The sequence below is a fragment of the Methylorubrum extorquens genome (assembly GCF_024169925.1).
Lineage (GTDB): Bacteria > Pseudomonadota > Alphaproteobacteria > Rhizobiales > Beijerinckiaceae > Methylobacterium > Methylobacterium extorquens_A.
In genome coordinates this window covers 2,646,063-2,672,785 of record NZ_JALJXF010000001.1, presented here as the reverse complement: position 1 = coordinate 2,672,785, position 26,723 = coordinate 2,646,063, and the positions used below count along the sequence as shown (strand labels likewise).

Annotated in this window: 29 protein-coding genes; 13 read left to right on the top strand and 16 right to left on the bottom strand. The window is 69.9% G+C overall.

The window, feature by feature from the left end; genetic code table 11:
- The first annotated feature begins 111 nt into the window (after positions 1–111).
- From grxC to J2W78_RS12575, 3 genes are read left to right on the top strand one after another with little or no spacing between them, the layout of a single operon-like run.
- Positions 112–369, top strand: coding sequence for a glutaredoxin 3 (gene grxC / locus J2W78_RS12585; RefSeq protein WP_253370914.1), 258 nt, complete (start codon positions 112–114; stop codon positions 367–369).
- The gene (locus J2W78_RS12580) at positions 366–1,211 is read left to right on the top strand and encodes a carbon-nitrogen hydrolase family protein (RefSeq protein ID WP_253370912.1); all 846 of its coding nucleotides are present in this window, start codon (positions 366–368) and stop codon (positions 1,209–1,211) included. Before grxC ends, J2W78_RS12580 begins: the two co-directional genes overlap by 4 nt.
- Before the next feature lie 20 nt (positions 1,212–1,231).
- Positions 1,232–1,705: a DUF1178 family protein gene (locus J2W78_RS12575; RefSeq protein ID WP_253370910.1), complete on the top strand. Its 474-nt coding sequence runs from the start codon at positions 1,232–1,234 to the stop codon at positions 1,703–1,705.
- A 231-nt stretch (positions 1,706–1,936) separates the two neighbouring features.
- On the opposite strand, the gene J2W78_RS12570 is transcribed toward J2W78_RS12575, so the two are convergent.
- The 3 genes from J2W78_RS12570 to argH form a co-directional block, all read right to left on the bottom strand.
- Positions 1,937–2,611 (bottom strand): invasion associated locus b family protein, encoded by a 675-nt coding sequence (locus J2W78_RS12570; protein ID WP_253370907.1) that lies wholly within the window; start codon positions 2,609–2,611, stop codon positions 1,937–1,939.
- A 155-nt stretch (positions 2,612–2,766) separates the two neighbouring features.
- The gene (locus tag J2W78_RS12565) at positions 2,767–3,078 is read right to left on the bottom strand and encodes a hypothetical protein (protein ID WP_253370906.1); all 312 of its coding nucleotides are present in this window, start codon (positions 3,076–3,078) and stop codon (positions 2,767–2,769) included.
- A gap of 124 nt (positions 3,079–3,202) precedes the next feature.
- On the bottom strand, positions 3,203–4,594 hold the full coding sequence (argH, locus tag J2W78_RS12560; protein ID WP_253370904.1) for an argininosuccinate lyase: 1,392 nt from the start codon (positions 4,592–4,594) through the stop codon (positions 3,203–3,205).
- A 39-nt stretch (positions 4,595–4,633) separates the two neighbouring features.
- Between argH and tlpA the strand changes: the two genes are divergently transcribed.
- From tlpA to J2W78_RS12545, 3 genes are all read left to right on the top strand, one after another.
- Positions 4,634–5,287 (top strand): thiol:disulfide interchange protein TlpA, encoded by a 654-nt coding sequence (gene tlpA / locus J2W78_RS12555; protein ID WP_253370902.1) that lies wholly within the window; start codon positions 4,634–4,636, stop codon positions 5,285–5,287.
- 89 nt (positions 5,288–5,376) lie between these two features.
- On the top strand, positions 5,377–6,618 hold the full coding sequence (gene nhaA / locus J2W78_RS12550; RefSeq protein WP_253370900.1) for a Na+/H+ antiporter NhaA: 1,242 nt from the start codon (positions 5,377–5,379) through the stop codon (positions 6,616–6,618).
- An 85-nt stretch (positions 6,619–6,703) separates the two neighbouring features.
- Positions 6,704–7,051 (top strand): PetM family of cytochrome b6f complex subunit 7, encoded by a 348-nt coding sequence (locus J2W78_RS12545; RefSeq protein WP_253370898.1) that lies wholly within the window; start codon positions 6,704–6,706, stop codon positions 7,049–7,051.
- A gap of 36 nt (positions 7,052–7,087) precedes the next feature.
- Here the strand turns inward: J2W78_RS12545 and J2W78_RS12540 are convergent, their stop codons facing one another.
- On the bottom strand, positions 7,088–7,483 hold the full coding sequence (locus J2W78_RS12540) for a PRC-barrel domain-containing protein (RefSeq protein ID WP_253370896.1): 396 nt from the start codon (positions 7,481–7,483) through the stop codon (positions 7,088–7,090).
- Between the two features lie 116 nt (positions 7,484–7,599).
- Here J2W78_RS12540 and mepA point away from each other — a divergent pair, with 116 nt between their 5' ends.
- From mepA to J2W78_RS12525, 3 genes are all read left to right on the top strand, one after another.
- Positions 7,600–8,529, top strand: a complete 930-nt coding sequence (mepA, locus tag J2W78_RS12535; protein ID WP_253370893.1) for a penicillin-insensitive murein endopeptidase — start codon at positions 7,600–7,602, stop codon at positions 8,527–8,529.
- Positions 8,530–8,619: 90 nt separating this feature from the next.
- Entirely contained in the window at positions 8,620–8,919 is a 300-nt protein-coding gene (locus J2W78_RS12530; RefSeq protein ID WP_253370891.1) for a type II toxin-antitoxin system HigB family toxin, read from the top strand.
- A complete protein-coding gene (locus J2W78_RS12525) occupies positions 8,916–9,359 on the top strand; it encodes a helix-turn-helix domain-containing protein (protein WP_253370889.1) in 444 nt (147 codons plus the stop codon). Before J2W78_RS12530 ends, J2W78_RS12525 begins: the two co-directional genes overlap by 4 nt.
- Before the next feature lie 34 nt (positions 9,360–9,393).
- Here J2W78_RS12525 and msrA read toward each other — a convergent pair whose 3' ends face one another.
- Complete coding sequence (gene msrA, locus J2W78_RS12520) at positions 9,394–10,053, bottom strand: peptide-methionine (S)-S-oxide reductase MsrA (protein WP_253370887.1); 660 nt, start codon at positions 10,051–10,053, stop codon at positions 9,394–9,396.
- A gap of 175 nt (positions 10,054–10,228) precedes the next feature.
- Between msrA and J2W78_RS12515 the strand changes: the two genes are divergently transcribed.
- Together J2W78_RS12515 and J2W78_RS12510 are read left to right on the top strand one after the other, a co-directional pair.
- A complete protein-coding gene (locus J2W78_RS12515) occupies positions 10,229–11,293 on the top strand; it encodes a PAS domain-containing protein (RefSeq protein WP_253370885.1) in 1,065 nt (354 codons plus the stop codon).
- A 211-nt stretch (positions 11,294–11,504) separates the two neighbouring features.
- A complete protein-coding gene (locus J2W78_RS12510) occupies positions 11,505–12,455 on the top strand; it encodes an IS110 family transposase (RefSeq protein WP_253370883.1) in 951 nt (316 codons plus the stop codon).
- A 189-nt stretch (positions 12,456–12,644) separates the two neighbouring features.
- Here J2W78_RS12510 and J2W78_RS12505 read toward each other — a convergent pair whose 3' ends face one another.
- Complete coding sequence (locus J2W78_RS12505) at positions 12,645–12,899, bottom strand: hypothetical protein (protein ID WP_253370881.1); 255 nt, start codon at positions 12,897–12,899, stop codon at positions 12,645–12,647.
- A 441-nt stretch (positions 12,900–13,340) separates the two neighbouring features.
- Complete coding sequence (locus tag J2W78_RS12500; RefSeq protein WP_253370879.1) at positions 13,341–14,027, bottom strand: HAD family hydrolase; 687 nt, start codon at positions 14,025–14,027, stop codon at positions 13,341–13,343.
- A gap of 77 nt (positions 14,028–14,104) precedes the next feature.
- On the opposite strand from J2W78_RS12500, the gene J2W78_RS12495 reads away from it, so the two are divergent.
- On the top strand, positions 14,105–15,874 hold the full coding sequence (locus tag J2W78_RS12495; protein ID WP_253370877.1) for a carbamoyltransferase family protein: 1,770 nt from the start codon (positions 14,105–14,107) through the stop codon (positions 15,872–15,874).
- Positions 15,875–15,920: 46 nt separating this feature from the next.
- On the opposite strand, the gene J2W78_RS12490 is transcribed toward J2W78_RS12495, so the two are convergent.
- The 5 genes from J2W78_RS12490 to J2W78_RS12470 all read right to left on the bottom strand — a co-directional run bounded on the left by J2W78_RS12490 (position 15,921) and on the right by J2W78_RS12470 (position 20,019).
- On the bottom strand, positions 15,921–16,259 hold the full coding sequence (locus J2W78_RS12490) for a hypothetical protein (protein WP_253370875.1): 339 nt from the start codon (positions 16,257–16,259) through the stop codon (positions 15,921–15,923).
- A 97-nt stretch (positions 16,260–16,356) separates the two neighbouring features.
- A complete protein-coding gene (locus J2W78_RS12485; RefSeq protein WP_253370874.1) occupies positions 16,357–17,031 on the bottom strand; it encodes a haloacid dehalogenase type II in 675 nt (224 codons plus the stop codon).
- Positions 17,032–17,068: 37 nt separating this feature from the next.
- Positions 17,069–18,598: a murein biosynthesis integral membrane protein MurJ gene (gene murJ / locus J2W78_RS12480; RefSeq protein WP_253370872.1), complete on the bottom strand. Its 1,530-nt coding sequence runs from the start codon at positions 18,596–18,598 to the stop codon at positions 17,069–17,071.
- 145 nt (positions 18,599–18,743) lie between these two features.
- Positions 18,744–19,310, bottom strand: coding sequence for a hypothetical protein (locus tag J2W78_RS12475; RefSeq protein WP_253370870.1), 567 nt, complete (start codon positions 19,308–19,310; stop codon positions 18,744–18,746).
- A gap of 109 nt (positions 19,311–19,419) precedes the next feature.
- Positions 19,420–20,019: a superoxide dismutase gene (locus J2W78_RS12470; protein WP_253370868.1), complete on the bottom strand. Its 600-nt coding sequence runs from the start codon at positions 20,017–20,019 to the stop codon at positions 19,420–19,422.
- Positions 20,020–20,389: 370 nt separating this feature from the next.
- Between J2W78_RS12470 and J2W78_RS12465 the strand changes: the two genes are divergently transcribed.
- The gene (locus tag J2W78_RS12465) at positions 20,390–21,382 is read left to right on the top strand and encodes a hypothetical protein (RefSeq protein ID WP_253370867.1); all 993 of its coding nucleotides are present in this window, start codon (positions 20,390–20,392) and stop codon (positions 21,380–21,382) included.
- Positions 21,383–21,451: 69 nt separating this feature from the next.
- On the opposite strand, the gene J2W78_RS12460 is transcribed toward J2W78_RS12465, so the two are convergent.
- The 4 genes from J2W78_RS12460 to J2W78_RS12445 form a co-directional block, all read right to left on the bottom strand.
- Positions 21,452–23,203 carry a sensor histidine kinase gene (locus J2W78_RS12460; RefSeq protein WP_253370865.1) on the bottom strand — a complete coding sequence of 584 codons (1,752 nt, stop codon included), beginning with the start codon at positions 23,201–23,203 and terminating at the stop codon, positions 21,452–21,454.
- 107 nt (positions 23,204–23,310) lie between these two features.
- Entirely contained in the window at positions 23,311–24,243 is a 933-nt protein-coding gene (locus J2W78_RS12455) for a glycosyltransferase family 2 protein (RefSeq protein WP_253370863.1), read from the bottom strand.
- Positions 24,240–25,145, bottom strand: a complete 906-nt coding sequence (locus J2W78_RS12450; RefSeq protein WP_253370861.1) for a glycosyltransferase family 2 protein — start codon at positions 25,143–25,145, stop codon at positions 24,240–24,242. The genes J2W78_RS12455 and J2W78_RS12450 overlap by 4 nt, the downstream gene beginning before the upstream one ends.
- A 70-nt stretch (positions 25,146–25,215) precedes the next feature.
- Positions 25,216–26,718, bottom strand: a complete 1,503-nt coding sequence (locus J2W78_RS12445) for a M48 family metalloprotease (protein WP_437178548.1) — start codon at positions 26,716–26,718, stop codon at positions 25,216–25,218.
- Positions 26,719–26,723: the final 5 nt, after the last annotated feature.

Below are 26,723 nucleotides of genomic sequence, written 5' to 3'. Positions count from 1 at the left end.
GCGGAGAGCCGGCGCGGCGATCGTCCGACGCTGTGTCCCTTCCGCAGTAGGAAGATCCTCGCGGCTCGCCTATATCCGTCGCCTCTCCCCACTCGGGCACGCGACGGACCCATGCAGCCGGTCACGATCTACACCACGGCCTGGTGCCCCTATTGCTCAGCGGCCAAGAGCCTGCTGCGCGAAAAGGGCGTGTCCTTCAGCGAGGTCGACGTCGAAAAGACGGCGGGCGCCCGCGCGACCATGGTCCAGCGGGCCGGCGGACGTACCTCGGTGCCGCAGATCTTCGTCGGCGACCGGCATGTCGGCGGCTGCGACGACCTCTACGCCCTGGAGCGGGCGGGCGATCTCGATCCGCTGCTCGCGGCATGACGGATCTGTCCGACAGCAAGCCCTTCATCGCCGCCTGCGTGCAGATGCGCGGCGGGCGCGATCCGGCCGTCAACCGCGAGGCCGCCGTGCAGGCGGTGCGCGAGGCGGCCCGCCGGGGTGCGGCCTATGTGCAGACTCCGGAGACGACCTCGCTGATCGAGCGCGACCGCGCCGCCCTGTTCGAGAAGGTCGGGCCGCAGGAGAGCGACGCCACGCTCGCCGCCCTCCGCGAGGTCGCGCGGGCGGAAAAGATCGTCCTGCAGATCGGCTCGCTGGCGATCCGCGCGGGCGAGAAGATCGCCAACCGCGCCTTCCTGATCGACGCCGCGGGCGAGATCCAGGCTGCTTACGACAAGCTCCACCTCTACGACGTCGATCTGCCCAACGGCGAGAGCTGGCGCGAATCGGCGACCTATTCCGGCGGTGATTGCGCCGTGGTCGCGCAGACGCCGCTTGCCAGCCTCGGGCTGACGATCTGCTACGACATCCGCTTTCCCGCCCTCTACCGGGCGCTGGCCGAGGCCGGCGCCACGGTGATGACGGCACCGGCCTGCTTCACCCGCCAGACCGGCGAAGCGCACTGGCACATCCTGCAGCGGGCGCGCGCCATCGAGACCGGCTCGTTCATGATCTCGGCGGCGCAGGGCGGGCGGCACGAGGACGGACGCGAGACCTTCGGCCACTCGCTCATCATCGATCCCTGGGGCCGCATCCTCGCCGAGGCCGAGGGCGACGCGCCGGGCATCATTCTCGCCGAGATCAACCTCGCGCGGGTCGCGGATGCACGCGCCCGCATTCCCACCCTGTCCCATGCGCGCCGCTTCAGCGTGCGCCGCGCCTGAACCCTCCCCATCTCTCCTTCATGATCCGCTTCACACTCGCCTGCGATTCGGGCCACCGGTTCGAAAGCTGGTTTCCCTCCAACGCGGCCTATGACGAGCAGTCCGCCCGCGGCCTCGTCACCTGCCCGATCTGCGACTCGGCCAGGGTCGCCAAGGCGCCGATGGCCCCGGCGGTGGCACGGACCGACCGTGGCCGGGCCGAGGCGCCCGCACCGCAGCTTCCGGTTCCGACGGCGCCGCCGGAGGTACCGATGCCGCTGCTCGCCGCCGAGCCGGAGCGCCAGTTGCGCGCCCTACTGCGGGCCGTGCGCGAGCACGTCGTCTCGACCGCCGAGCATGTCGGCGACCGCTTCGCCGACGAGGCGCGGGCGATCCATTACGGCGATGCGGAGGGGCGCCCGATCTACGGCGAGGCAAGCCCGAAGGAGGCGGCGGCGCTGGTCGAGGAAGGCATCGAGGTCATGCCCCTGCCGCCCCCCGACGACCGGCACTGACGTCCGGACGGAGGGAGGGAGCTCATACCAAATCCGGCTGATCCCTTCGGGATAGCGGATTTGGACATCGCTCAGGAGCCGCGCGGGCTTGCTGACACGGTCCCCGCTTCAATCAAGTGGAAACCGTATCAGTCGCGTCTTCGATCGCGAGACCGCCCCGTCCGTTCGCGACGATCCCGGATCAGCCCGCCCGCGCGAAAGGCCGGCGATGCGGCCCGCCGATATGTTGATCTATTTGCACTCTTCGCGTGCGCGCTTGAGCGCATCGGCGAAGCCGCCGAGCGCATACTCGTCCTGAGTCGGCTTGCCGCGCTGGGAGGTCGTGCGGACCGTCGCGGTCTGGGTCCGGCTCATCTCCGTGACGATGCGCGGCTCGTCGGCTTGGTTCTGGATCCAGGCGTTCTCGTCCTTCGCCACGAGGCCGTAGCGGGTGCTGCCGACCGTGAGGTAGGGGTCGCTCGGGGTGGCGGCCGCGCCAGGCTTTGCTTGCGCGGCGGCGGGCTTGGGCTTGAAGCCGAGCATCACCGCGATCTCCCCCTGGGCACCGCCCTTGGGGAAGGTGACGAACAGGTAGCCGGTGTCGCGCGCGAGCGTCTTGGGGCTGCGGGTCGTCGGCTGGGCGATGACGTAGCAGAGCTTGTCGCGGCCCTGGGCGCCGTTGGTGAAGACGTTCCAGTCGCCGAACACCGCCAGCGGCACCGCCTGCTGCATCCCCGGCGGCAGCGCCGAACTCTTCGGCTGGCGGCGGCTCGACCGGGCGAGGATGATTTCCGCACCCTGTAGGCCCTCCTGCGCCAGGGCGCGCCCGGACGGGCCGGGCAGAGCCGTGGCAGCCAGCACGAGGGCCGCGAGGGCGCAGCCGGTACGGGGGGCAGGATGAACGATCGGAAGGCGGTGCCGCTGCATCTGGACTCGGGTGTACGGACGGCCGGGCCGGCCATCTTCACGCGCCGTCAGGATGACGGGCCGCAGCGGAACAGGAAACCCCCGCCCGCTCCGATTAACCGAAAACGGCCATGGGCCGCACCCGCTGACGCGGCCAGCCACTCTCGGACGCGGTGTCAGGCCGCCCGGATTTCCGCAGCCAGCGTCGCAGCGGCCAGGGCCGCCGCGGGCAGGTCGATCGACGGATCGATCGCGGGAAGACGGATCTCGACCGCCGACGGGAGGGCGCCGGGCGCCGGCTCGACAGGCTTGGGCTGCGCCGGCTTCGCCGGATCGTTGTAGGGCGTGTTGTAGGCCTTGCGGATCGAGGCCCAGAAGGCGCCCCGTTCCGCATCGGTGAGCCGTGCGAGGCGCGCATCGATGACCGCCATCGCCTCCGCGGCCAGGGCCGGCGTCTCTTCGACGGTGATCCAACTCTCAACGTTCATCGCAACGTTCATCGACGGCACTCCGCGGGTTCGACGGTCGGCGGGTTCGACGGTCGGATAGCCAAGCTCAGTTAGCTGAATCCTGAACGCCGCATTTTCCGTGCCTGTTCCCGCGGGGTTGTCCCTACTTCTCCACAGGGCCGAGCTTTTCCAGCCAGCCTTCCGCCTGCCGGCGCACGTTGTCCGGCGCGGTGCCGCCGTAGCTGGTGCGGCTCGCCACGGAGTTCTCGACGCCGAGAACGGCGAAGACGGCGTCCGTGATGCCCGGCTCGATCGCCTGCATGGCCTCGAGGGAGAGCTCTTCCAGCCCGATCCCGCGCTCGGAGGCCGCCGCGACGACGCGGCCGGTGACGTGGTGGGCCTGCCGGAACGGCATGTTCAGTTCGCGCACCAGCCAGTCGGCGAGATCGGTCGCGGTGGCGTAGCCCGAGCCGGCCGCGCGCTTGAGCGTCTCGGCCACGGGCTCGAGGTCGCGCACCATGCCGGCCATCGCGGCAAGGCACAGCGAGAGCGATTGCAGGGCGTCGAAGGTGCCTTCCTTGTCCTCCTGCATGTCCTTCGAATAGGCGAGCGGCAGCCCCTTCATCACGATGAGAAGGCCTGTGAGCGCGCCGATGATGCGGCCCGCCTTGGCGCGCACGAGTTCGGCAGCGTCGGGGTTGCGCTTCTGCGGCATGATCGACGAGCCGGTGGTGAAGCCGTCCGACAGCCGCACGAAGCCGAACTGCGCCGAGGTCCACACCACCAGCTCCTCGGCGAAGCGCGAGAGGTGGACCGCGCAGATCGAGGCCGCCGAGAGCGATTCCAACGCAAAGTCGCGGTCGGCCACCGAATCGAGCGAGTTCGCCGTCGGCCGGTCGAAGCCCAGCGCCGCCGCCGTAGCGTGCCGGTCGATCGGGAAGGAGGTGCCGGCGAGTGCCGCGGCGCCGAGCGGGCATTCGTTGAGCCGGGCGCGGGCGTCGCGGAACCGGCCGCGGTCGCGCGCCAGCATCTCGACATAGGCGAGGCAGTGATGGCCGAAGGTAACGGGCTGGGCCGATTGCAGGTGGGTGAAGCCCGGCATCACCGTTCCGGCATGCTTCACCGCCGTCTCGGCCAGCGCCCGCTGGAGGTCGGCAACCTGCGCGTCGAGGGCGTCGAGGGTGTCGCGCACCCACAGCCGCATGTCGGTGGCGACCTGATCGTTGCGCGAGCGGGCGGTGTGCAGGCGCCCGGCGGCGGGGCCGACGATCTCGGTCAGGCGGCTCTCCACCGCCATGTGGATGTCCTCCAACTCGCGCCGGAAGACGAATTCGCCGCGCGCGATCTCCGCCTCGACGGACTTGAGCCCGGCTTCGATGGCTGCCACATCCTCGGCCGGCAGGATGCCTTGACGGCCCAGCATCGCGACATGCGCCAGCGAGCCGCGGATGTCCTGGGACGCGAGCCGCCTGTCGAACCCGATGGAGGCGTTGATCTCCTCCATGATCTCGGCCGGGCCGCTGGCGAAGCGTCCACCCCACATCCGGTTGCTCATGGCTGATCCCACCTTCCGCACGCGAAACGAGGTTCGGCCGTGACGGCGACCCCGAAAATTCTCACTGTGAGCCTTGCCGCGGGCGGCGTGCTCGCCGCCGTCCTCGTCGGCGGCCTCGCCCTATACGGGACGGGCTCGAACCTCGGCAACCTCGCGGCCTCCGGCCCCTGCGCCGAAGCTGCCCCGGTGGCGGCCCGGCTCGCGCCGCTGGCCCGCGGCGACGTCGCCGCTTTCGACGCGTCCGCCGCCCCGAAGCCGGCACCCGCCGTGGCCTTCAAGGGCCCGGACGGCGCGCCGACCGATCTCGCGTCCTTGCGCGGGAAACGGCTCCTGGTGAACCTCTGGGCGACGTGGTGCGCCCCCTGCAAGGCGGAGATGCCGGCCCTCGACCGCCTTCAGGCGGAACTCGGCGGCGACCGCTTTCAAGTGGTGGCGATCAATGTCGAGACGCGCAACCTCGACAAGCCGCCCGCCTGGTTCAAGGCCAACGGCATCGCGCACCTGACCTATTACGGCGACCCCGAGGGCAAGGTACTGCCGGTGATCCAGTCGGCGGTCGGCTCCACGGGGCTGCCGACGACGATGCTGATCGACGCCAAGGGCTGCACGCTCGGCGTGATGAAGGGGCCGGCCGAATGGTCGGGCGAGGACGGCAGGCGGCTGATCAAGGCGGCGCTGGCGGAATCCTCCTGATTTTCCAAGGTGCGTGATTTCTCAAGGCGCGTGATTTTCCAAGCCAGCCGGATTGCGGTGCCGGCCCGGGGCGGGCAACGGGTCAGGGCATGAAGCCGCCACCTCCCGCCGTCCGGGCGCTCCCACTCCGTCTGCAACGCTCGTATTCGGCGACGCGCCGCTTCCTCACGAACGAGGCGGCCGGCGGCCTCGTGCTCATGGCCGCGGCGGGTGCGGCGCTCGTGGTCGCCAATTCGCCCCTGGCGCAGGCCTACCACGACCTCCTTCACATCCATCTCGGGCCCTTGAGCCTGATGCACTGGATCAACGACGGCCTGATGGTCGTGTTCTTCCTGCTGGTCGGTCTCGAGATCAAGCGGGAGGGGCTGGACGGGCGCCTGCGCACTTGGCCCGACCGGGTGCTGCCGGGGCTTGCCGCCGCGGCGGGCATGGCCGTGCCGGCTCTGGTCTACCTCGCTTTCAACGCCGGGCAGCCGACAGCGCGGGGCTGGGCGATCCCCGCCGCCACCGACATCGCCTTCGCGCTGGGCGTGCTCGCGCTGCTGGGCTCGCGCGTGCCCATCTCGCTCAAGATCTTCCTGTCGGCGGTGGCCATCGTCGACGATCTCGGCGCCGTGGTGATCATCGCGCTGTTCTATACGGGGCAGCTCGACGCAACGATGCTGGCAGCCTCGGCCGGGATGCTGGCCGTGCTGTTCGCCCTCAACCGGCTCGGTGTGCGCGTGCTCCTGCCCTATGCGCTCGCGGGCCTCGTCCTCTGGGTGTTCGTCCTACGCTCCGGCGTTCACGCCACCGTGGCCGGGGTGCTGCTCGCCCTGTTCGTGCCGATCCGCCCGAGTCCGGGCCGACCGGAGGACACGACCTCGCCCCTTCACCGCCTGGAACACGCCCTGACGCCCTGGGTCTCGTTCCTGATCGTGCCGATTTTCGGCTTCGCCAATGCCGGGGTGACGCTCCTCGGCTTGCCGACGCGGGCCTTGATCGAGCCCGTGACCCTCGGCGTCGCGCTCGGCCTGTTCATCGGCAAGCAAGTCGGCATCTTCGCGAGCGTGCGGCTCGCCGCCGCGTTCGGCCTCGTTTCCCGCCCGGCGGGGGCGACCTGGGTCCAGGTCTACGGCGTCGCGCTCCTTTGCGGCATCGGCTTCACAATGAGCCTGTTCATCGGCGCGCTCGCCTTCACGGATGGCCTGCACGAGACCGAGACCAAGCTCGGCGTGCTGGGCGGCTCGCTGCTCTCGGCGCTGTTCGGTGCCGTGGTGCTCGCCCGGGCGGGCACGCGGGAGGCGAAGCCGCGCCGGGACCTCGGAGCCGGGTCCGACCGCTTGCCTTGACCTCCGGCCTCGGCCTACTCAGGCCGGAAGCGTCGCGGTGGCAGGTGGTCCGTCCTCCGGCCCGCCATCCCGCGCGAGGGCGAACATGCTGCGAACCGTTTCCCGTTTCCTCGGACTGCCGTTCTTCAGCCGGGCGCTCGGGCTCGTGGTGATGGCGGCGGGCTTCGTGCAGCTCTGCTACGACGGCGCCCGCTCCATCGCCAATAACGGCCTGCGCGTCACGAGCCTTGCCGAACTGATCCAATCCCTGCCGCAGGAGCGGATCACCGCCCTCGGAACCGCGATCCGGCAGGCGGCGCCCTGGGCGGATGCGGTGCTGCTGACCCCGCTCGGCCTCGTTCCGGCGGCCCTGTTCGGGCTCGGCCTCGGGGCGGTTCTGGTCTGGCTCGGCCAGCCCCCACGGGAGCCGATCGGGTTCCTGACCCGGCCGTAGGGCATCGTCCCGAACGCTGCCTTGCTTTAGCTGTCCTCAAATCCCCCAATACGGCGCCGCGTTGTAGTAGCGGTGGACGTGCTCTTCCCACGCTCGCTCGTCCTCCGGGTCGCCGCCCTCCGGCGAGCGGGCGGGCGCGTCGCGCAACTGCGCCTCGGTGATGTCGACGACGTAGGCGTCGAGTCCGGTATCGTAGCGCAGCACCGCCCAGGGCAGCGTGTAGTACTCTTCGCCCATGCCCAAGAAGCCGCCGAAGCTCATCACCGCGTAGGCGACGCGGCCGGAGCGCTTGTCGAGCATCAGCCGCTCGATGCGGCCGACCTTGCTCCCGTCGACCCGGCGCACTTCGGTGCCGATGACGCGATCGCTGGCGATCAGGCTGCGGGGCGGGGGCGCTGCATTGGCCGCAGCTTCGGAACGGACCGGATCCATGGCGATCATCCTGCAACGTTGTTACAGCTTGCCATAAAAAACGCCCATGCGGCCGGGCACGTTCCGGCCAGCCCCGCCCACACTCTTGCCCCACCATACCGGACGAGCCACCGCGCATGCCGCTGACCCGCCTGACACTCCCTGCCCTCGCGCTTGCCCTCCCGGCGCTGCTGAGCCCGGCCGCGGCGCAGGACCGCGGCAGCGTCAACCCGAAGCCGCTGCCGCCGCTCGCCAACCCGAACGATCCCTCGACGCCGGCCAAGGCCCTGTTCGGCCGCGTGACGGGCCCGACCGGAGGGCCGGCGCGGCCGTTCGGCTCCTACGCGAAGGGTTGTTTCTCCGGCGGCGAGGCGCTGCCCCTCGACGGGGCGACCTGGCAGGTGATGCGGCCCTCCCGCAACCGGATGTGGGGCACACCCCATCTCGTCGATTTCATCGAGCGGCTGGCCGCCCGCGCGCCGCAGGCCGGATGGCCGGGCCTTCTCGTCGGCGACATGTCGCAGCCCCGCGGCGGGCCGATGCTGACGGGCCACGCCTCGCACCAGCTGGGCCTCGACGTGGACGTCTGGCTCACCCCGATGCCGGACCACCGCATGACCCGGGCCGAGCGCGAGGAGACCTCGGCCACCGACATGGTGCGCTCGGACCGGCTCGACATCGACCCCGACGTCTGGACGCGCCAGCATACCGGGCTGATCCGCATGACCGCCAAGCAGCCGGAGGTGGCGCGCATCTTCGTGAACGCGGCGATCAAGAAGGCCCTGTGCCGCGAGGCGGGTGGGGATCGCGGCTGGCTTACCAAGGTGCGCCCGATGTACGGGCACAACTACCACTACCATATCCGCCTCGCCTGCCCAGCCGGCGACGGCGCCTGTGACGACCAGGCGCCCCCGCCCTCCGGCGACGGCTGCGGTTCCGAACTCGATTACTGGTTCAGCGCGGCGGTACTGAACCCGCCCAAGCCGAAGACGCCGCCGAAACCCCGCCCGCCGATGACGCTCGCCGGCCTGCCCGACGCTTGCAGGGCGGTGCTGCACGCGCGGTAGGACGACGTTCGCCCTGTGAGGCACGAATCTGGCAGAGCAGGGGCCTGACGAGGTGCTTGTTCCCAATGATGGAACATGCTAGCCGTTGTCATGCAGATCGTCGCCAAACGAACGCTCCGCACCTTCTGGGAGGCGCATCCGCGATCGCGGAGCGGTTTGTCCGACTGGTACACGAAGGTCAGCACCGCGGACTGGTCCGGCCCCGAGGACATCAAGGCCGCGTTCGGCAAGGGCGTGGACTTCGTCGGCGACAATCGCATCATCTTCGACATTCGCCGCAATGAATTTCGCCTGATCGTACATGTGTCCTATCGGTATCGGCGAGTGCTCATCAAATTCGTCGGCACCCACGCTGAGTACGATCGGATTGATCCGGAGACGGTAGGATGATGGATGTCAGGGCCATCCGGAACGACGACGATCTGACTTGGGCTCTCGGAGAGATCGAACCGTACTTCGCGCGGGAGCCCGCGTTCGGCACGCCGGAGGCGGAGCGCTTCGACGTGCTGACGACGCTGATCGAAGCCTACGAAAACCGGCATTACCCGATCCCGGAGAGCGATCCGATCGAGCTTCTGCAATACGCGATCGAGCATCTGGGTCGCAGCCAAGCGGACTTGGCTGAACTGCTCGGCTCACGGTCGCGGGCATCGGAAATCCTCGGCCGCAAGCGCGGGATGACGCTGGATCAGATCCGGGTCGTCAGCGAGGCTTGGAAGATCCCGATTGCCGCGTTGGCCAAGCCTTACCCAATCGGTTTGGAAGGGGCTCCGCGTCGCCAGCGCACCGAGAGTAAGCGTACCAAGAGCAAGTCTTCGGCAGCCGCCTGATACCACTTCCCGCTTTGACCGAGCGAAAACCGTATCACTCCGCCGCGAGGCCGACCCCGACGGGGCAGGACACGCCGGTGCCGCCGAGCCCGCAATAGCCGCCGGGATTCTTGGCGAGATATTGCTGGTGGTACTCTTCCGCGAAATAGAAGGTCTCGAGCGGGACGATCTCCGTCGTGATCGGCCCGTAGCCCCGTGCGTCGAGCGCCTGCGCATAGGCGTCGCGAACCGACCGGGCCGTCGCGGCCTGGGCCTCGCTGCCTGTGTAGATGCCGGAGCGGTACTGGGTGCCGACATCGTTGCCCTGGCGGTACCCTTGCGTCGGGTTGTGGCTCTCGAAGAAGGTCTTGAGCACGGCCTCCAGCGTCAGCACGGCGGTGTCGTAGGCAACCAGGACGACCTCGTTGTGTCCCGTGAGCCCGGAGCAGACCTCCTCGTAGGTCGGGTTGGGTGTGGTGCCCCCGGCATAGCCCACGGCGGTGACATGGATGCCCTGGGGCAGTTCCCAGAACTTGCGCTCGGCGCCCCAGAAGCAGCCGAGCCCGAGCACGATCGTCTCGACGCCCTCCGGATAGGGCCCCTTCAGGGGATGGCCGTTGACGAAATGACGCTCGGCGGTCGGCAGGGGATGAGGCCGGCCGGGAAGCACTTCGGACGGGCCCGGCATCTCGGGCCGCTTGCGGAACAGAAGCATCGCTGTGTCCTCTGATGATGGCGGAGCGTGGCGCACGGCCGGAGCACCGGTGTGCGTCCCGCTCGATTTCGCTTGATATGGTCATCGCCGTCTGCTTTGGCGACAGGGTCAGGTGAGGCCGCGCCCTCGGCGGCTCCGGCCGCGCCATTCGCGCCTGAGGAGCGATCGGGAACAGATGGAGCCCGGCGACGACTGGCAACTGACGGCGCGCGTTCGGGCCAGCGCCCGTTCCGGCAAGGGCGATCCCTTCGCGGCGGCCGTGCGGGCCACGCGGATGGCGATGATCATCACGGATCCGCGCCAGCTCGACAATCCGATCATCTACACCAACGACGCGTTCCTGCGGCTCACCGGGTACACGCGGCTGGAAGTGACGGGCCGTAATTGCCGCTTCCTGCAGGGGCCCGGCACCGATCTCGACGCGGTGGCGCGGATCCGTGCGGCGGTCGATGCCGAGCAGGACGTGAACGAAGAACTCCTGAACTATCGCAAGGACGGTTCGACCTTCCACAACGCGCTGTACATCAGCCCCGTCCACGACGAGGACGGCACCCTCCTGTTCTACTTCGCCTCGCAGTTCGACGTGAGCGAGCGCCACGCGCTCGCCGCCGAGCGCGACCGGACGCGGACCGCCCGCGACGCGAACGCCCTGCTGCTGCGCGAGATCGGACATCGCGCCCGCAACGATCTCCAGATGATCTCGGCCATGCTGACGCTTCAGAGCAGCAACAGCGCCGAGCCGGCGGTTCGCGCGGCGCTCGGCGAGGCGATCGGGCGCATCGATGCCCTGGCCACGCTCTATCGCCAATCCGCCCCGGCGGAGGAGAGCGCGGGCCACGATCTTTCCGATCTTGTCCGCGAGATCGCCGAGATCGTGGTAGAGGCCTCGGGCCGACGCGACATCGCGCTTGCGCTCGATCTCGCACCGCTTCGCGTCCGGCCCGAGGTGGCGGGACCGCTCGCGCTCATCGTCAACGAGGTTGTCTCCAACGCCGTCCGGCACGCGTTCCCGGCCCGGGCCGGACGGCTCACCGTCCGCATCACCCGCGATGGGACGGATGTCACGGTGACCGTGGAGGATGACGGAATCGGTCTGAGCGCGGCGGGCGACGGCAGCTTCGAGGCGACGCTGATCGATGTTCTGAGCCGGCAGATCGGCGGTGCGATCCGCGTCCGGCCGCGCGATCCGGCGGGCACCGCCGTCGAACTCCGCTTCCCGGCCGAGCGTATCGGGGCCTGATACGGTTTCCTGTACCTGAGGGCTGGCCGTGCTTTGATACGGCCTGGGCGTCTGGCGATCTGACGGTTTCCGGGTCCGTGACGATGACACCGGCTTTGCCGTCGTGGCGCGACCGTCAAACGGCACGATCCCGGACGCCCTGTCTTGCGTATTCCGAACAATCGGTTGGGTCCCGCTGCGGCGGGCACCCGCGTACAGGACAGGATCCGCCATGCTCAGCCTCGTACCGGTGGCCGGCATCGATGTCGGCAAGCACTTCCTCGACCTCGGGTTCCATCCCGCCGCCAAGCCGCTCCGGTGTGACAACACCCCGGCCGGCATCGAACGCCTGATCGCCGCCCTGCGCCCGCGCGGCGTCCTGCGCGTCGCCCTGGAGGCGATCGGTCCCTATGCCCATCCCGTCACGGTCGCCCTGGCCGAGGCTGGCTTTGCGGTCGCCCTGGTCGATCCGCGCCGGGTCCGGGCCTTCCGCACGGCTGAAGGACAGATCGCCAAGACCGACCGGCTGGACGCAGCCCTCATCGCGCGCTTTGCTCAGCGCATGCCCGAGCACCTGCACCCCGCGCCCGCGCTCGATCAGGTCCGGCTCAAGGCGCTCTCGACCCGTCGGCGCCAGATCACCGAGCTGATCGCCATGGAGAAGACGCGTCTCGCCCAGGCCCTCGATCCCCTGGTGGCCGACAGTCACCGGACGGTGATCAAGACCCTGGAGGGCGCCTGCGCGGCCATTGAGGCGGAACTCGACCAGCGCATCAGCGCCGATCCGGCCCTCGCCCGCAGGCGCGTGATCCTCACCTCGATCCCGGGCATCGCCCGGCGCATCGCCACCGTGTTGATCACCGACATGCCCGAACTCGGAGCCCTCGACCGCAAGGCCGCGGCGAGTCTGGCCGGCATGGCGCCCCACCCGACCCAGAGCGGCGGACATCCCGGACGCCACGCCATCGCGGGCGGTCGACCGTGTCTGCGAACCGCGTTCTACATGGCCGGCATGGTCGCGGCCCGAACCTGCCCGACCTTCAAGCTCCCTTACCGGGCCATGCGAGACGCGGGCAAACCCGCCAAGGTCGCCATCGTCGCCACCGGCCGACGCCTCGTCGTCCTCGCCAACGCCCTCCTCAAGGACGACAAAACCTTCGCTGAAAGCAACCTCATGGCTTGACCCGCAATACAGTCGCCGCTTGATCCAAGCGGGGACCGTATCAGAAAGCCCGCGCGGCGCTTGAACGAGGTCCAGATCCGCCTTCCCGAAGGGATCCGCCGGATTTGGTGAGAAACGAACGCCGCAAAAACAAGCCGGCGGCCCGAATCGGCGCCGCCGGCTGTCTTGCACACGGATTGTCGCGGAAGGTCACACCACCGCGCGCAGGCGCGGCTGGCGGCCTTTCTCGCGCGCCGCGCGGGCCGCTTGCTCCACGGTGCGGAACAGCGTGCCGTCGAGCCCATCGAAGCGGCGCTCGGACGAGAAGAAGCGGACACCACCACGCTCGGGCACGGCGATGCCGGCGGTGATGTCGCCGATCTCGATCACGCGGGCGGGGGTCGCGTCCGCGACGGAAAGGTCGAGCGCGTCATCGTCGAGGTAAGCGGTCTGGACACGGGTCATGACGGGGTGAACTCCTGCGGCCTTCGTCGGCCGGTTATCGGCAAGGCGTTCGTGGGCGCTGCCCTAGCCCACGGATGTGACTGTCTGCCGACAACACCCCCACGCCCGGCCGCTCCATCCGCCGGTAAGTCTCGAATTCTTCCAAATAAAGAGGCTATTCAAGGCCAGTCCTCCTCTCTCGCGAGGACCACGGCGCAAATGCGTCGTGATGCATTAGCGTTTGATAACGCGGCGCAAGCTTGCCACTACAAATCACCGCGGCGCGAAGTCGTTCGCACGTCCTAAAGATGAGGTGTCTAACCCCGACCGTCAACGGAATGTTCTTTCGAAGTTCAGCTTGACAGGGAAAGATCGCGCCGCGATTCGAGCGTTCCGCGGCGCGTCTCGCCTGTCGGGCAAGGGCTTAGGCCGAGCCAAGCAAACCCTGGGCCGAAGCTGGTCTCATGCCCCGGCGACGATGCGCCCGAGATCGGCATGCGCCGAGAACACCGCGGCGGCCCCGGCATCGAGGAGATCCCGCCCGGCCCGGTCGTGGCCCCAATGCCCACCGCCGGTGAAGCCGACGACGCGCATTCCCGCAGCGCAGGCCGCCTGCACACCCGGCACACTGTCCTCGATCACGAGGCAGTTTTCCGGCGCGATGCCCATCCGCTCCGCCGCGAACAGGAACAGGTCCGGGAACGGTTTTCCGCGCGCCACCTGCGCGGAGGAGAAGACGCGCCCCTCGAACAGCGGCAGCAGGCCGGTGAGCGAGAGCGAGCGGCGCAGCCGCACGGGGTCGCTGCTGGAGGCGACGCAGAACGGTAGCCGGAGGCCGCCCACGGCATCCGCGATGCCGGCCATGGCAGCTAGCTCCGCCTCGAAGGCTGTAAGCGTCTCCGCCTTCACCCGCTCGACGAAGCCGTCCGGGGCCGTGATCCCGTCCTCTCGGGCGACGCGCTCCATGATCGAGGTCATGGACGTGCCGGCAAACCGCTTGCGCACGCTGTCGAGGCCGATGGCGAGCCCGATCCCGTTGAGCCCGCGCGTCAGGGTCGCGAGACTGATCGGCTCGCTGTCGATCAGCACGCCGTCGCAGTCGAAGATCACGAGGGCGAGGGGAGGCGAGGCGGGGAAGGCGTCCGTCATCGGCGGCCCGTCTCGCATGGCAACCGGAGCACCGCAACGCGGTTGTCGCCTCGCGTGCCGGCGTGTAGCCCGGCAGCATGCGCACCTATCTCGGCCTCGCCACGACCTTCCACGATCCGGCGCTCGCCCTCGTCGGGCCGGACGGGACCGTGCTGTTCGCCGAGGCCGCCGAGCGCTACCTGCAATACAAGCGCGCCCCGAACTGCGAGCCCGATCCCGGCACCCGCATGGCGGGCCTGCTGAAGCGGCACGTGCCCGAGGGGACGGACCTCGTCATCGCCACCTCCTGGGGCGAGCAGTTCTCGGAGTTTCTCAAAGGGCAGGCGGCGTCCGGCGCCTTCGAGCTGCCGGCGCTGGCCGAGCACCCCTCCACCCTCAACCGCTCCTTCGTGCCTGAGCGGGCCGAGCGCGTCTTCATCGCCGATCTCCACGCCATGCAGGCGCGGGCCGGCAACGGCACGGTGCTGGCGCTCGACAACGAAACCCGCGGGCTCAGCGGCAAGCCGCGGGCGACCATCGCCGGGCGGCGGCGCTACGCCCACCATCTGGCGCATGCCGCCTACGCCCTTTGGAGCGGCCCGTTCGAGGAGGCGACCGCGCTCATCGTCGATGGCATGGGCGAGACCGGCGCGGCGGCAATCTACCGCCTGAAGGACGGCCGGATCGAGGAGGTGCGGCGCCAGCGCGGGCGCGGCTCGGTCGGCTTCCTCTACGGGCTCGTTACGGATCTTGCCGGTTTCGACCAGATCAAGGGCGAGGAATGGAAGATCATGGGGCTGGCGCCCTATGGACGGACCGACCCCGACCTGATGGCGCTGCTGCGTCGCCTCTACGCGGTCGAAGAGGGCCGCCTGAAATTTGCCAACGAGGCCACCGTGCAAGCGGTCGCCGCCGAGGTCCTTGCGCGGCGCCCGGCCAACGTCGGCGAGCAGGGTTGGGCCGACCTCGCCCGCTGCGGCCAGGACATCTTCTCCGAACTCATGGACGTGCTGGTGGCCGAGGCGTGGCGGCTGGCGCCATCCGAGAATCTTGTCATCGCCGGCGGTTGCGGGCTCAACTCGTCCTACAACGGCCGGGTGCTCGGGCGCTCGGGCTTCCGGCGTCTGCACGTCCCCTCGGCCCCGGCCGACGACGGCAACGCCATCGGCGCCGCGTGGCTGGCGCTGGCCGAGGACGATCCCGACTGGAAGGGGCCGAAGCGCGAGACGCGCCCGCTCACGCCTTATCTCGGCTCGACCGTTTCGACCGAGCCGCTGGAGCGCATGGCCGAGTGGGAGCCCCGCGCCCGTCGCCTCGGCCACGCGGGCGTGACACGGGAGGCGGCCAAGATCCTGGCCGAGGGCGGGCTCGTCGGCTGGGTGCAGGGCCGGGCGGAGTTCGGACCGCGTTCGCTCGGCAACCGCTCGATCCTCGCCGACCCGCGCCCGGCCCATGCCAAGGCATCGCTCAACGCCAAGGTGAAGTACCGCGAGGCGTTCCGCCCGTTCGCGCCCTCGATCCTGGCCGAGGCGGGGCCCGATTGGTTCGAAGACTACGCCGACAGCCCCTACATGGAGCGCACGCTGGTGTGGCGCGAGGCGGTGCGGGATGGGGTGCCGGCGGTGGTCCACGCCGACGGCACCGGCCGGCTGCAGAGTGTCACCCGCGAGCGCAACCCGGCCTACGCGACCTTGATCGAAGCGTTCGCGGATCTGACCGGCGTGCCGATCCTGCTCAACACCAGCTTCAACGTGATGGGCAAGCCGATCCTCCACACGGCGGAGGACGCGATCCTGATGTTCTACACCACCGGGCTCGACGCCATCGTGGTCGAAGATTGGATCCTGACGAAAAAGGCGCCCGCCTGAGGCGGACGCCCTTCATCGTGCTGCGGGGCGGGGGGATGCGAAGACGTTACTCGCAGACCTCGACCCGGCGGTAGGTGAACTCGACCTCGTCGAGCCACACCTTGCGGCGCTCGTAGTGGCAGATGGGGCCCCGGCGCGGCGGCGGCGCCACGTAGACCGGTTCCTCCTCAACATAGACCCGCCGCGCGGGCGGCGGGGGCGGGGCTCCATTGTTGAGAAGCGCGCCGACGGCGAGGCCGCCGATGACGCCGGCCGCGGCGCCACCGATCAGGGCTCCGTTGCGGCCGTCGCGAGCGGAAACCGGAGCGGCGGAGAGGACGGCAGCGCCGAGAAGCGCCGCGCAGATGCCCTTGCGGGCAAGAATGGAAAGAGACAGGGCGGGCACGAGAACCGATCCTTCGAGCAACCGGATAAATCAGGCACGTGAGCCCGAATTAATCCGGTCAAGCTTAAGGATTGGCGAACGCCCCGTTGCCGGCGGTTCAGATCACCTCGTCGAGGCTCTTCACGACCGCGCGAGGCGGCTGGTCGGGGTACTCGTCGGGCTGCCCCTTCCGGTTCACCCACACCGCATCGAAGCCGAAGGCGGTGGCCCCCGCGATGTCCCAGCGGTTCGAGGAAAAGAACACCACACGGTTCCGGTCGGTGACGAGTTGGTCGAGAACCATCTGGTAGGCGGCGGGCGCCGTCTTGAAGGTTTGGATGGGATCGACCGAAAGCACCGCGTCGAGCCGCTCGCCCAGGCCGGACGAGGCCACCGCCCGCTCCAGCATCGCGGTGTTGCCGTTGGAGAACAGGGCCGTCTTCGCGCCGTGCTCATGGAAGCGGTCCAGCACGCCGGGCACCTCGTCGTAGGCGTCGAGATCGCGATAGGCGTCGAGGAGTTTTTCGCGGAATGCCGGATCGATCTCGGGGTGCCGCGCCAGCGCGAAATCGAGGGCGCGCTCGGTGAGGTCCCAGAAGCTAACGTAGCGGCCCATCAGGCCGTGCACCCAGGAGTATTCGAGCTGCTTGGTTCGCCACAGCTCCGAGAGGTTTTCCGCCTGAGGCCCGAGCGCGCCGGCATGGCGCGCGACCGCCGAGTGCACGTCGAACAGCGTGCCGTAGGCATCGAAAACGGCGTAGCTTTCGCCGGGGCGGAGATCGGGGAGGGCCATACCGGGTGAGATGAGGCGCGGAACCGATCCGGAAAGCCTACCTGCGGCGCAATCGCACGCCGAACGCGCCCATCACCGCGAGCAGGGTGCCGGCATAGGCGAGCGCCCCGGCCAAGCCGAGGAGCGCCAGCACCGCGATCTCGCGCAGATGGGGCAGGGGGGGCACGATCCGCTCGGCGAAGGGCAGGCCGTAGACGGCGAGCGCCGCCAGCACCGCGCTCGCCACGAAGACCGCGATGACGGTGATGCCGAGGACCCGCCCCGGCGCGGTCCAGCCGCGGCGCAGCGCCAGCCCGTAGAGCAGGGCGAGGTTGATCCACTGGGCGATGGCGGTGGCGAGCGCGAGGCCGGCAACGCCGTAGGGACCGGTCAGCACGAGCTTGAGCGCGACGTTGACGGCGATCGCTGTGAGCGAGGCGTAGAGCGGCGTCGTCGTGTCCTGCCGGGCGTTGAAGCTCGCCACGGCCGAGCGCACCATCACCACGGCGGGTAGAGCGAGCCCATAGGCCGCGAGCACCGAGGCCGCGCGGGCGGCGTCTTCGGCGGTGAAGGCGCCGCGCTGGAACAGCGCCGCCATGATCAGCCCCGGTAGCGTCAGGAAGGCGATCGTGAAGGGGGCCGAGAGCGCCAGCGAGAAGCCTGCGGCCCGGTTCTGCGCCGCGTGGGCACCGGCCACGTCGCCCGCGGCGATGCGCCGGCTCATCTCGGGCAGGAGCACCGTCCCGGCGGCGATGGCGATGACGCCGAAGGGCAGTTGGTAGAGCCGGTCGGCGTAGTACAGCGCGGAAACCGCACCGGTCGGCAGAAAGCTCGCGATGATGGTGTCGGCGAAGGTCGCGATCTGGAAGCCGGCCGAGCCGATCACGGCGGGCCCCAGGATCTTGAAGAACCGGATCATGTCGGGATCGCGCAACGTGGGCTTCGTCAGCCGCGGCGCGTAGGCCCGCGCCCGCGCATCCCACCACACCAGCGCGAATTGTAGAACGCCCGAGACCGAGACGCCCCAGGCCGCGGCAGTGGCCGCGTTGGGGAACAGGAAGGCCAGCGCCAGCGCCGCCAGCATCGAGAGGTTGAGCAGCACCGGCGCGCCGGCCGCGGCGGCAAAGCGCCGGTGCGCGTTGAGGATGCCGGAGAACAGCGTCACCAGCGTCATGAACAGCAGGTAGGGGAAGGTGATCCGCGTGAGGCTGACCGCCAGCGCGAACCGCTCCCCGTCCGCGGAGAAGCCCGGGGCCAGCGCCCGCACGATCCAGGGCATCGCCGGAAGCGCGAGAGCGAGCAGCGCCACCTGCACGATCAGCATCAGGGTGAAGACACGGTCGGCGAAGCGGGCGGCGGCATCCTCGGCCCCCGCCTGTTCCAGATGGGTGTAGGCCGGCACGAAGGCGGTGTTGAACGCCCCCTCGCCGAAGATCGCGCGAAAGTGGTTCGGCAGGCGGAAGGCGACGACGAAGGCATCTGCCATCGGCCCGGCCCCCATCACGGCGGCGGTGACCACGTCGCGGGCAAAGCCCGTGACCCGCGAGACCAGCGTCCAGCCGCCGACGGAGAGGATCGAGCGGATCATGTTTTTCGCGGTTGACCCCGTGCGGGCGAGGAGGCGAGCGATGCTTGATCTCTATCCCGCCCTGTCTTGGCAGTAAGCCTATGGGGCAAGGCGCGACAATGGCCGTGGAGTCACGGCAACTCTGAAAAGCCACCGGCCGGCAGGCCTACGGCTCCAGGCCGAGCTGCCGCCGGAACTCCTCCAAAGGCAGAGGTGGAGGCGACGCCCGAGGCTCCTCGATCATGCTAGCCGCTGGCGGCTGCCATGGGCCGTTCGCTTCCACGACCCACTGGCCATTGCCCAACATTGCAATCAGGCGTGAACCGCCAGTGCCTTTAAAGACCATGCCCCAGACCGGATGCTCCGAACCCCAAAGCGTCGAGGCGGTGTCAGGCATGTAGAATGTCGGGCCGACGTTGAGCGTCAATTCGGGGACGATCGCACCGTGGGTCACCCGCGCGATCACCGTCATGCAGAGATCATCCCGACAATCGGCCTCGATCCTCAGGATGAGCAACTGGCCTGGCTGCCAGGAGATATCGAGCGCCTTGGTGCCGGCAAGCGCCGCTTCGGCGTCATGAGGCCGCTCCCTCCTGAGCATCGCGGCGACAAGATCTTTCAGGTTATCTGGGACAGGCGAGTTGATGAGAACCGGCCCGGACCCGCCCTGAACCGCATTCGGTACGCCTAGGCTCAGAAACGTCGCCAGCAAGAGTCCGCAGCGCCAGTTCACCGTGCCTCCGCACCGATCTTGCAACGATCAACAAACGAAATGCTGCATTCCAGAAAACAAAAGCCGCCCCGTCGGTAAACGGGGCGGCGGCATCAAACCTCGAAGCGGATCAGGCCTTCGCTTCGCCGTACAGCTTCTCGACGTACTCCCAGTTCACGAGGTTCTCGATGAACGCCTTGAGGTAGTCGGGGCGGCGGTTGCGGTAGTCGATGTAGTAGGAGTGCTCCCACACGTCGACGCCGAGGATCGGGGTCGCGCCGTGGACCAGCGGGTTCTCGCCGTTCGGGGTCTTCAGGATGGCGAGCTTGCCGTCCTTGACCGCGAGCCACGCCCAGCCGGAGCCGAACTGGCCGACGCCGGCCTGGATGAAGTCGGCCTTGAACTTCTCGTAGCCGCCGAGATCCTCGTCGATCTTCTGAGCGAGCGCCGCCGGGGGCTGGCCGCCGCCGTTGGGCTTCATCCAGTTCCAGAAGTGGAGGTGGTTGTAGTGCTGGCCGGCGTTGTTGAAGAGCGCCTGATTGGTGTTGTAGCTCGCCTTGACGATCTCCTCGACGCTCTTGCCGGCGAGGTCGGTGCCTTCGAGCAGCTTGTTGCCGGTATCGACATAGGCCTTGTGGTGCTTGTCGTGGTGGAACTCGAGGGTTTCCTTCGACATGTAGGGCCCCAGCGCGTCGTAGGCGTAGGGCAGCACGGGCAGGGTGAACGTCATGCGTGTCTCCTGGGTTGTCCGGGTCTCGCGGGGAGCGGAGGCGAAGCGCGCAAGGTCGTTCGAAGCGCGCGGCCGGCGAGGTGACGCGCGGGTAGGTAAGTCGGGGGACCGGGCTCGGCAACGCCAGCGGAGCCGTATCCGTGCGCATGTGACCGATCGGAGCACGGCATCCACCGTTTTACGGAAGGCATCGGCCGCCGCGCTCGCCCGATCCCGTGCGTGAGGACACCGCGAGGCGGGCACTCGGTTGTGCATGGAGCGACGGAAAGGCCGGTTCCCGCGCGAGGCGTGGCCGTGCGATTTTGCAATGAGCGGGCGGGGAGTTATCCTGTCGTCATCACGCCGCCCGCGACAGTCAGTCGAGAGTACCATGGTCGTCGCGCTGCTCGCGCTCAGTTCCGTCATGATCCTCGGTGGCGTTGCCGCCGTGGTCCAGGGCTTTCCCTACGTCCGGCTGGAGAGCGGGCTGGCGATGGTGATCGGCGGCTCGACCGCGGCCTCGGCCGGTGTGGTCCTGCTCGGGCTGACGGCCATCGTGCACCGCCTGCGCACCCTTCACGGCGCCGTCGAGAGCTTGCGCGAGGCATCCCCCCAGCCGAGCATCCCGGCCGCAACGCCCGCCGGGGGCGTGCCCTGGGAGGTGTCGTCAGCGGAGGCGCCGGCCTTCACCGCTCCCGAGGTTTCGCCGCCGGAGCGGCCCTCGCTCGCCGGTATGGGCCTGGCAGGTGCGGGTGCGGCCGGCCTCGCGGGGCTGTCGATCGGCGCGCTGCGGCCGGGTGCGCGCGGCTCCGAACCGGTTTTCGAGGATCCGACGCTTTCGGCCGAACCGCAGCCGAGCGCCGCCGAGCCGCTGCTGCCCAACCTGCTGCCGGAGGCCGCGCCGCCGCATGCGAGCGATGACGACCTGTTCCGCGTGTCCGAGCCCGCGCGCGAACCCGAGCGGGCGCCGGCCTTTCCCGCACCCGAGCCGGTGACGCTCCCGAACCTCATCGCCGAGGAGCGGGACGAGGCACGGATCGCCGCCCAGACACCGGCGGCCGAACCGATCGGCCTGCGCTCCTTCCTCGACGAGCCGACGCCCGCGCCGGCCCCGGAAGCGCTGCCTGAGCCGGAGGCCGTGGCGCCTGCACCGCAGGAGATCACGGCTCACGAAACGGGGGCCGAGGCCTCCGAGCCGGAGGCGAGTGCTCCGGAGGAGCGGCACGCGGTCGGCTCCTACGCATCGGGCGCCAACACCTACGTGATGTTCTCCGATGGCTCGATCGAGGCGGATACGCCGCGCGGCCGCTTCACCTTCGCCTCGCTCGACGAACTGAAGAGCTTCGTCAATGCCGGGGGCGAGGAGGCTCGGGGCGCGGCCTGAGGGCTGCGCGTCCCTGCCGACGCCATAACGCGCACAACGCCACCGTCACCCGATGGCACGCCGGCCCCTTCACGCCAGGGGGTTGAGCGCCGGGTTTCGTGCGGGCAGGGGCGCGGCGAGCGTGAGATGGAACCCTTCGGGCGCGTAGTCGGTGGTGATCTGCGCCTGAACCTGCGCGGTCAGCACCCGTTGCAGCAGGCGTGAACCGAAGCCCTGGCGGGTCGGCGGGGCGACGAGGGGGCCGCCACTCTCGCGCCAATCGAGGTGCAGCATGCCGGCCTCGATCCTCCATGTGATCGCGACCCGGCCGCGCCCGGTCGAGAGCGCGCCGTACTTGGCGGCGTTGGTGGTCAATTCGTGGATCGCCATGCCGATCGGCACGGCGATCTCGGAGGGCAGGTCCACGGCCGGGCCATCGAGGACGATGCGCAGGTCCGGCGAGGTCTCGGTCTCGCTCTCGGCATAGGGCATCAGTTCGGAGGCGAGCAGGTCGCGCAGGCTCGCCGTCTGCCACGTCGCCTCGGTGAGCACGCTGTGGGTGTGGGCGAGCGACTTGATGCGGCCGACGAAGGCCTCGTGGAAGCTGTCGATGCTGGTGGCGGTGCGCGCCGTCGACCCGACGATGGCCTGGACCGTGGCGAGCGTGTTCTTCACCCGGTGGTGCAACTCGCGGATCAGGAGGCTGCGGCGCTCCTCGGAGAGGTGGCGGTCGGTCACGTCGGCGACGACGCCGATCAGGCGCCGCGGTAGCCCGCCCGGCCGGGTTCGCTCGAACCGTCCGGCCATGTCGATGGTGCGCCAGAGGCCGTCGTCGTGGCGGCGGATGCGGCCGGTGGCGTGCAGGATCGTGTCCTCCCGCAGCGCCCGCAGGATCGCCTGCCGGAAGACGGGGCGATCCTCGGGGTGGAGGATTTCCTTGAGGAAGGCGGACTTGCCGATGCTGCCCTCGTCCGGCCGGCGGCCGAAGATCGCGAACATCCGCTCGTTCTCCCAGGTCGCCCGGTCATCGAGGACGTGCCACTCGAAGATGCCGAGATCGGCCACCGTGGTGGCGACCCGCAGGCGCTCCTCGCGCTCGGCCAGAGCCTCCCGGGCCTCGACCCGGGTGGTGACGTCCTGCACGACGCCGACGATACCGATGGGCGCGCCGTCGGCGGCCAGCAGCGCCTCGCCGCGGGCGCCGATCCAGATCTCGGCGCCATCGGTGGCGCGCCGAAAGCGGGTCTGGAACGCGTAGGCGCGCCGTTCGGCGATGGCCGCGGCGACCGCGACCTGAATCCGTTCGGCATCCTCCGGATCGACCTGGCCGCGCATCCCCTCCCAGGTGACGGAGCGCCCCGGCGCGTAGCCGAGGATCTGCGCCGCGCGGCGGGAAAACACCATCTGCCCGGTGACGAGGTCCCAGCGCCACTCCCCGAGGCCCGCCGCGGTCAGGGCGTCGCGGTTCTGCTCGGCTCGCACCAGATCGTCGGCATCGACGAGGTTCACCACCGCGACCGTCTCGGCGCCGTCCGCCCCGGAGAGGGTCAGGCGCAGGTCGAGGCTGCCGCCGTCCGCCCGCAGCCAGCGGCGGATGCCGGCTTTCAGACCGGTTGCCTCACCGTCGAACGCGTCGCGGCCGATCACTTCGTCGATCGGGCGGCCGTCGAGGGCGCCCGAGGGATAGCCGAGCCACCGATAGAGGCAGGGATTGGCAGTGTGGAGCGTGCGCCCATCGGGCGAGAAGACGGCGAGCCCCACCGGCGCGCGGTCGAAGGCCGCGCGGTACAAGGCGGGCGACAGATCCGCCGGTGGAAAGCCCTTGTCCGCGCTGTCGTACACGATACTCCCCGTTCAGCCGCCCGCCGCGGGTGCAAGCGGGACCGTCCGGAGGGCGGCACCATGACGGAGGCCGCCGCGGACAACAAGATGCGCAGGTGAGGCAAGCCTCATCGAAAGCGGCCGGTCAACAGGTGCGGCAGGGCCCGTGTCAGCATCAGCCCAGCGCGGATCACCGCACCCGCATCTCCCCACGAGCCGCGCACCAACGCCCGGCCGAGGCGGACGGGCAGGTTCACGGCCAGCGCCGCCGCCAGCACGGCCAGCGACACCGCCCGGCCGTGATGCTTGTGCGCGTAGAGCGTCTGCGCCCGTAGGAAGTAGAACAGGCGACGGTCCTTCACCGCCTCGGTGGTGCCCTGGCCACGGTGGCGGATTTCGGCCCCTGCGACGTGACACACCGCAGAGCCGGCAGCGGCGGCGCGGGCACAGAGGTCGGCATCCTCCCAGTAGACGAAGAAGCGCTCGTCGAACCCGCCGAGCGCAGCGAAGAGCGGGCGCCGGATCATCAGGAAGGCGCCCATCACCGCATCGACCGGCCGGGTCTCGGCGTGATCCCAGTCGAGCAGGAAGTGCGGGCGCACGAGGCGCGGCAGCAGCCGGTCGAGGAACAGGGTGTGGGCGATCAGGCGGGCCCCCGTCGGGTGGCGGGCACAGGTGCGGTGCGTCTGCCCCGCCTCATCGACCAGCCGCGCGCCGACGATGCCGGTGCCGGGATCGGCATCGAGCCGCGCGCGGGCGACACGGATCCCATCCCGGCTCACCTCCGTATCGGGGTTGAGAAACAGGATGGAAGCGGCCGATCCCAGCGCCGCGCCCTGGTTGCAGGCACGGGCGAAGCCACGATTGTCGGCGTTGCGCAGCACCGTGAGCGCGAGGCCCGGCGAATCCAGCCCCTCTACCGAACCGTCGGAGGAAGCGTTGTCGACGACGACGACGCGCAGCTGCTCCGCCCCCGCGCTCGCGGCGAGGCTCGTCAGACAGTCCCGGAGCTGATCCCCGGCATTCCAGTTGACGATGACGACGTCGAGCGTCGCGGTCACGGCGGGGCGTCCGCCGGCCGGCCGAGCTGCCCGGTCAGACCCTGGGCCAGCGCCGCGAGAAGGCGCGCGAGCACGCGGGGCGAGAACCGGTGGCGGCCCCAGTAGAGACCGATCTGGAGCGGCAGGTAGGCGGCCTGCTTCAGCTTCCACCGAGCCGGCACGTGCGGAAGGCGCCAGCTATAGGCGGAGTTGCGCACGTAGACGGCCATGCGGAACAGCGGCTGGTCGGGCATCGCCACCGGCAGGAATCGCATCCGGATCGTGCCGCGCCCGACGCTGTGCGGGATGGCGGTGCCGGGGTCCATCCAGCAGCTTCGCCCGCGCGCCCAAGCACGAAAGCACCATTCGAGATCGACCGCATCGATGAAGAAATCCTCGCGGAACGGGCCGACACGCGCGAAGGCTGCCAGATCCACGAGCGAGCCGGAGGTCGCCAGGAACTCGACCGGCCGAAGGTCTTTGCGGGGCGCCACGCCGGAGCGCGGCGGATAGACCGGTGCCTTGTGGCCGGGCTTCGGCGCGGGCGCGGGGCCGACGAGGGCAGGGGGCGGGTCCGCGCCCACGGCCCGGTCGAGGGCGTGGCCCAGCGCCCGCGCCGTCTCCACGGTGGCGTCGGCATCCTGATCGAGCAGGAACAGGCGGCGGAACCCGGCAGCCGTCGCCGCCTCGGCCAGCGCGTTGAGGGCGGCGGCGATGCCGCGGTTGCGGCCCTCGCCGAGCCGCGTGAGCCCCTCCGCGCACCGCAACTGCGCAAGTGCCTCGGGCGGGATGCCGCCATTGTCGTAGATGAGGACGGGCAAGCGCCCGGCAAAGCGCTCGACGATCCGCGCCACCTGCTCGGGGGAGGGACGGAAGAAGACGACCGCGACGGCGGTGTCGGCGGAGGGATCGGAGCGCTGCACGTCGGACCTGTTTTGCGGCCAAGGGCCTAAGCGCCGGTCCCCGAACGTGCAACCCCGACGGCCTCGCCCCTCACTCGACGACGAGCTTGTAGCTCAGACCGGGCTTCACCACCGCACCGCGCTGCAGGCTGTTGAGCACGAGGAAGCGATCGACGGCGCGGTCGGGCACGCTCATGCGGCGGGCCAGCCCCTCCACGGTGTCGCCCGGAGCGGCGGTGACGATCCGCAGATGCGCCGGCTTGAGGGCGGCGGTCTCCTCCGGCTCGATCGGGCGCAGGCTCTCCAGCCAGCGGCGGAAGGCCGGCTCGGGGTCGGTCGCGCCCTTGGCCGCCATGATCATGCGGTAGGTGGTCTCGCCCATGCGGATCGCGGCCAGCCGAAACGTCCAATCCTTGCCCCGCGACAGGGCGGTGGCGGCCGAGCGCCCGCCGACGATGCGATTCTCGACCGAACCCGCCTCGATGGCGTCGTTCCAGGTCGCGCGCAGCACATCCTCCAGGCTGCGGTCGCCGCTCGCCTCGACCTGATCGAACAGCAGGCGGCGGCTGCCCTCCGGCGTGGTGCCGAGCACGGCGTTGCGGGTGTTCTCGATGGCGAAGGCGTCCGGCACCTCGAAGGCGATGTTGAGGCCCGGATGCAGGAAGCGGCGCCCGCGCACCAGCCCTTCGCCGGGATTGTCGCCGTAGGCGAGTCCGTCGATCGCCGCGAGGTAGCGGGCGCGGTCGTCGGCGCCGAGGCCGGGGGCGCCGATGCGCCGGGCCGCGCGGGTGACGAGCGCGATGCGCTCGGCGGTCGCCGGATGGGTCGCGAGCATGTCGGGCTCGGCCGCACTGCCGTTGCCGGCCTTGAGCGCCATGGTGCGCTGGAGCGCGTCGAGGAAGCGGCCGGCACCGAAGGGATCGTAGCCGGCCTGGGCGAGCACGCGCACGCCATTGGTGTCGGCCTCCAGCTCCTGCTCGCGGGAGAAGCGGGCGAGGGTGAACTTCGACTGGCTCTCGAGCTGCGCCCCCGTAACGGGGTCGTTCAGCACGTCGGCGACCACGCGGCTGACGAGTTGCGAGCGCAGGGCCATCTCGCTGCGGGCGGTGGCATGGCGCAGGGTCACGTGGGCGATCTCATGCGCGAGCACCGCCGCGACCTCCGAGCTGTCGCCGGCGAGCGCCAGCAGGCCACGGGTGACGTAAAGCCGGCCGCTCGGCAGGGCGAAGGCATTGACGACGGGCGAATCGAGCAGCGTGACCGCGTAGCTTTCCTCCGGCCGGTCGCTGACCCGCACGAGCCGGTCGGTGATCTCGGTGATGAGCCGGTGAGCGGCCGGCGCGCGGTACTCGCCGCCGAACGAGGCCACGAGCTTGGCGTGGTCCGCCTCGTCCGACCGGGCGCGCCCCGTGGTCTTCGGTGCCTGCTCGGGCACCTTGATGACCGCCGGCGTCAGCACGCTTCCGGTCTGGTCGGCGGCGCAGGCCGCGAGCGAGCCCGCAAGCATGGCCAGTGCGGCCAGCCGTGCAAGTTCCCGAGGGCTACCCCCGCGCATGCGCCGCCGCCTCGATATGTGTTGCCGATCCCCCGTCATGCCGT

Bases quoted from the DNA above. Each gene is read 5' to 3' on its own strand.
- grxC (WP_253370914.1), top strand. From the start codon at position 112: ATGCAGCCGGTCACGATCTACACCACGGCCTGGTGCCCCTATTGCTCA.
- J2W78_RS12580 (WP_253370912.1), top strand. From the start codon at position 366: ATGACGGATCTGTCCGACAGCAAGCCCTTCATCGCCGCCTGCGTGCAG.
- J2W78_RS12575 (WP_253370910.1), top strand. From the start codon at position 1,232: ATGATCCGCTTCACACTCGCCTGCGATTCGGGCCACCGGTTCGAAAGC.
- J2W78_RS12570 (WP_253370907.1), bottom strand. From the start codon at position 2,611: ATGCAGCGGCACCGCCTTCCGATCGTTCATCCTGCCCCCCGTACCGGC.
- J2W78_RS12565 (WP_253370906.1), bottom strand. From the start codon at position 3,078: ATGAACGTTGAGAGTTGGATCACCGTCGAAGAGACGCCGGCCCTGGCC.
- argH (WP_253370904.1), bottom strand. From the start codon at position 4,594: ATGAGCAACCGGATGTGGGGTGGACGCTTCGCCAGCGGCCCGGCCGAG.
- nhaA (WP_253370900.1), top strand. From the start codon at position 5,377: ATGAAGCCGCCACCTCCCGCCGTCCGGGCGCTCCCACTCCGTCTGCAA.
- J2W78_RS12545 (WP_253370898.1), top strand. From the start codon at position 6,704: ATGCTGCGAACCGTTTCCCGTTTCCTCGGACTGCCGTTCTTCAGCCGG.
- J2W78_RS12540 (WP_253370896.1), bottom strand. From the start codon at position 7,483: ATGGATCCGGTCCGTTCCGAAGCTGCGGCCAATGCAGCGCCCCCGCCC.
- mepA (WP_253370893.1), top strand. From the start codon at position 7,600: ATGCCGCTGACCCGCCTGACACTCCCTGCCCTCGCGCTTGCCCTCCCG.
- J2W78_RS12530 (WP_253370891.1), top strand. From the start codon at position 8,620: ATGCAGATCGTCGCCAAACGAACGCTCCGCACCTTCTGGGAGGCGCAT.
- J2W78_RS12525 (WP_253370889.1), top strand. From the start codon at position 8,916: ATGATGGATGTCAGGGCCATCCGGAACGACGACGATCTGACTTGGGCT.
- msrA (WP_253370887.1), bottom strand. From the start codon at position 10,053: ATGCTTCTGTTCCGCAAGCGGCCCGAGATGCCGGGCCCGTCCGAAGTG.
- J2W78_RS12515 (WP_253370885.1), top strand. From the start codon at position 10,229: ATGGAGCCCGGCGACGACTGGCAACTGACGGCGCGCGTTCGGGCCAGC.
- J2W78_RS12510 (WP_253370883.1), top strand. From the start codon at position 11,505: ATGCTCAGCCTCGTACCGGTGGCCGGCATCGATGTCGGCAAGCACTTC.
- J2W78_RS12505 (WP_253370881.1), bottom strand. From the start codon at position 12,899: ATGACCCGTGTCCAGACCGCTTACCTCGACGATGACGCGCTCGACCTT.
- J2W78_RS12500 (WP_253370879.1), bottom strand. From the start codon at position 14,027: ATGACGGACGCCTTCCCCGCCTCGCCTCCCCTCGCCCTCGTGATCTTC.
- J2W78_RS12495 (WP_253370877.1), top strand. From the start codon at position 14,105: ATGCGCACCTATCTCGGCCTCGCCACGACCTTCCACGATCCGGCGCTC.
- J2W78_RS12485 (WP_253370874.1), bottom strand. From the start codon at position 17,031: ATGGCCCTCCCCGATCTCCGCCCCGGCGAAAGCTACGCCGTTTTCGAT.
- murJ (WP_253370872.1), bottom strand. From the start codon at position 18,598: ATGATCCGCTCGATCCTCTCCGTCGGCGGCTGGACGCTGGTCTCGCGG.
- J2W78_RS12470 (WP_253370868.1), bottom strand. From the start codon at position 20,019: ATGACGTTCACCCTGCCCGTGCTGCCCTACGCCTACGACGCGCTGGGG.
- J2W78_RS12465 (WP_253370867.1), top strand. From the start codon at position 20,390: ATGGTCGTCGCGCTGCTCGCGCTCAGTTCCGTCATGATCCTCGGTGGC.
- J2W78_RS12445 (WP_437178548.1), bottom strand. From the start codon at position 26,718: ATGACGGGGGATCGGCAACACATATCGAGGCGGCGGCGCATGCGCGGG.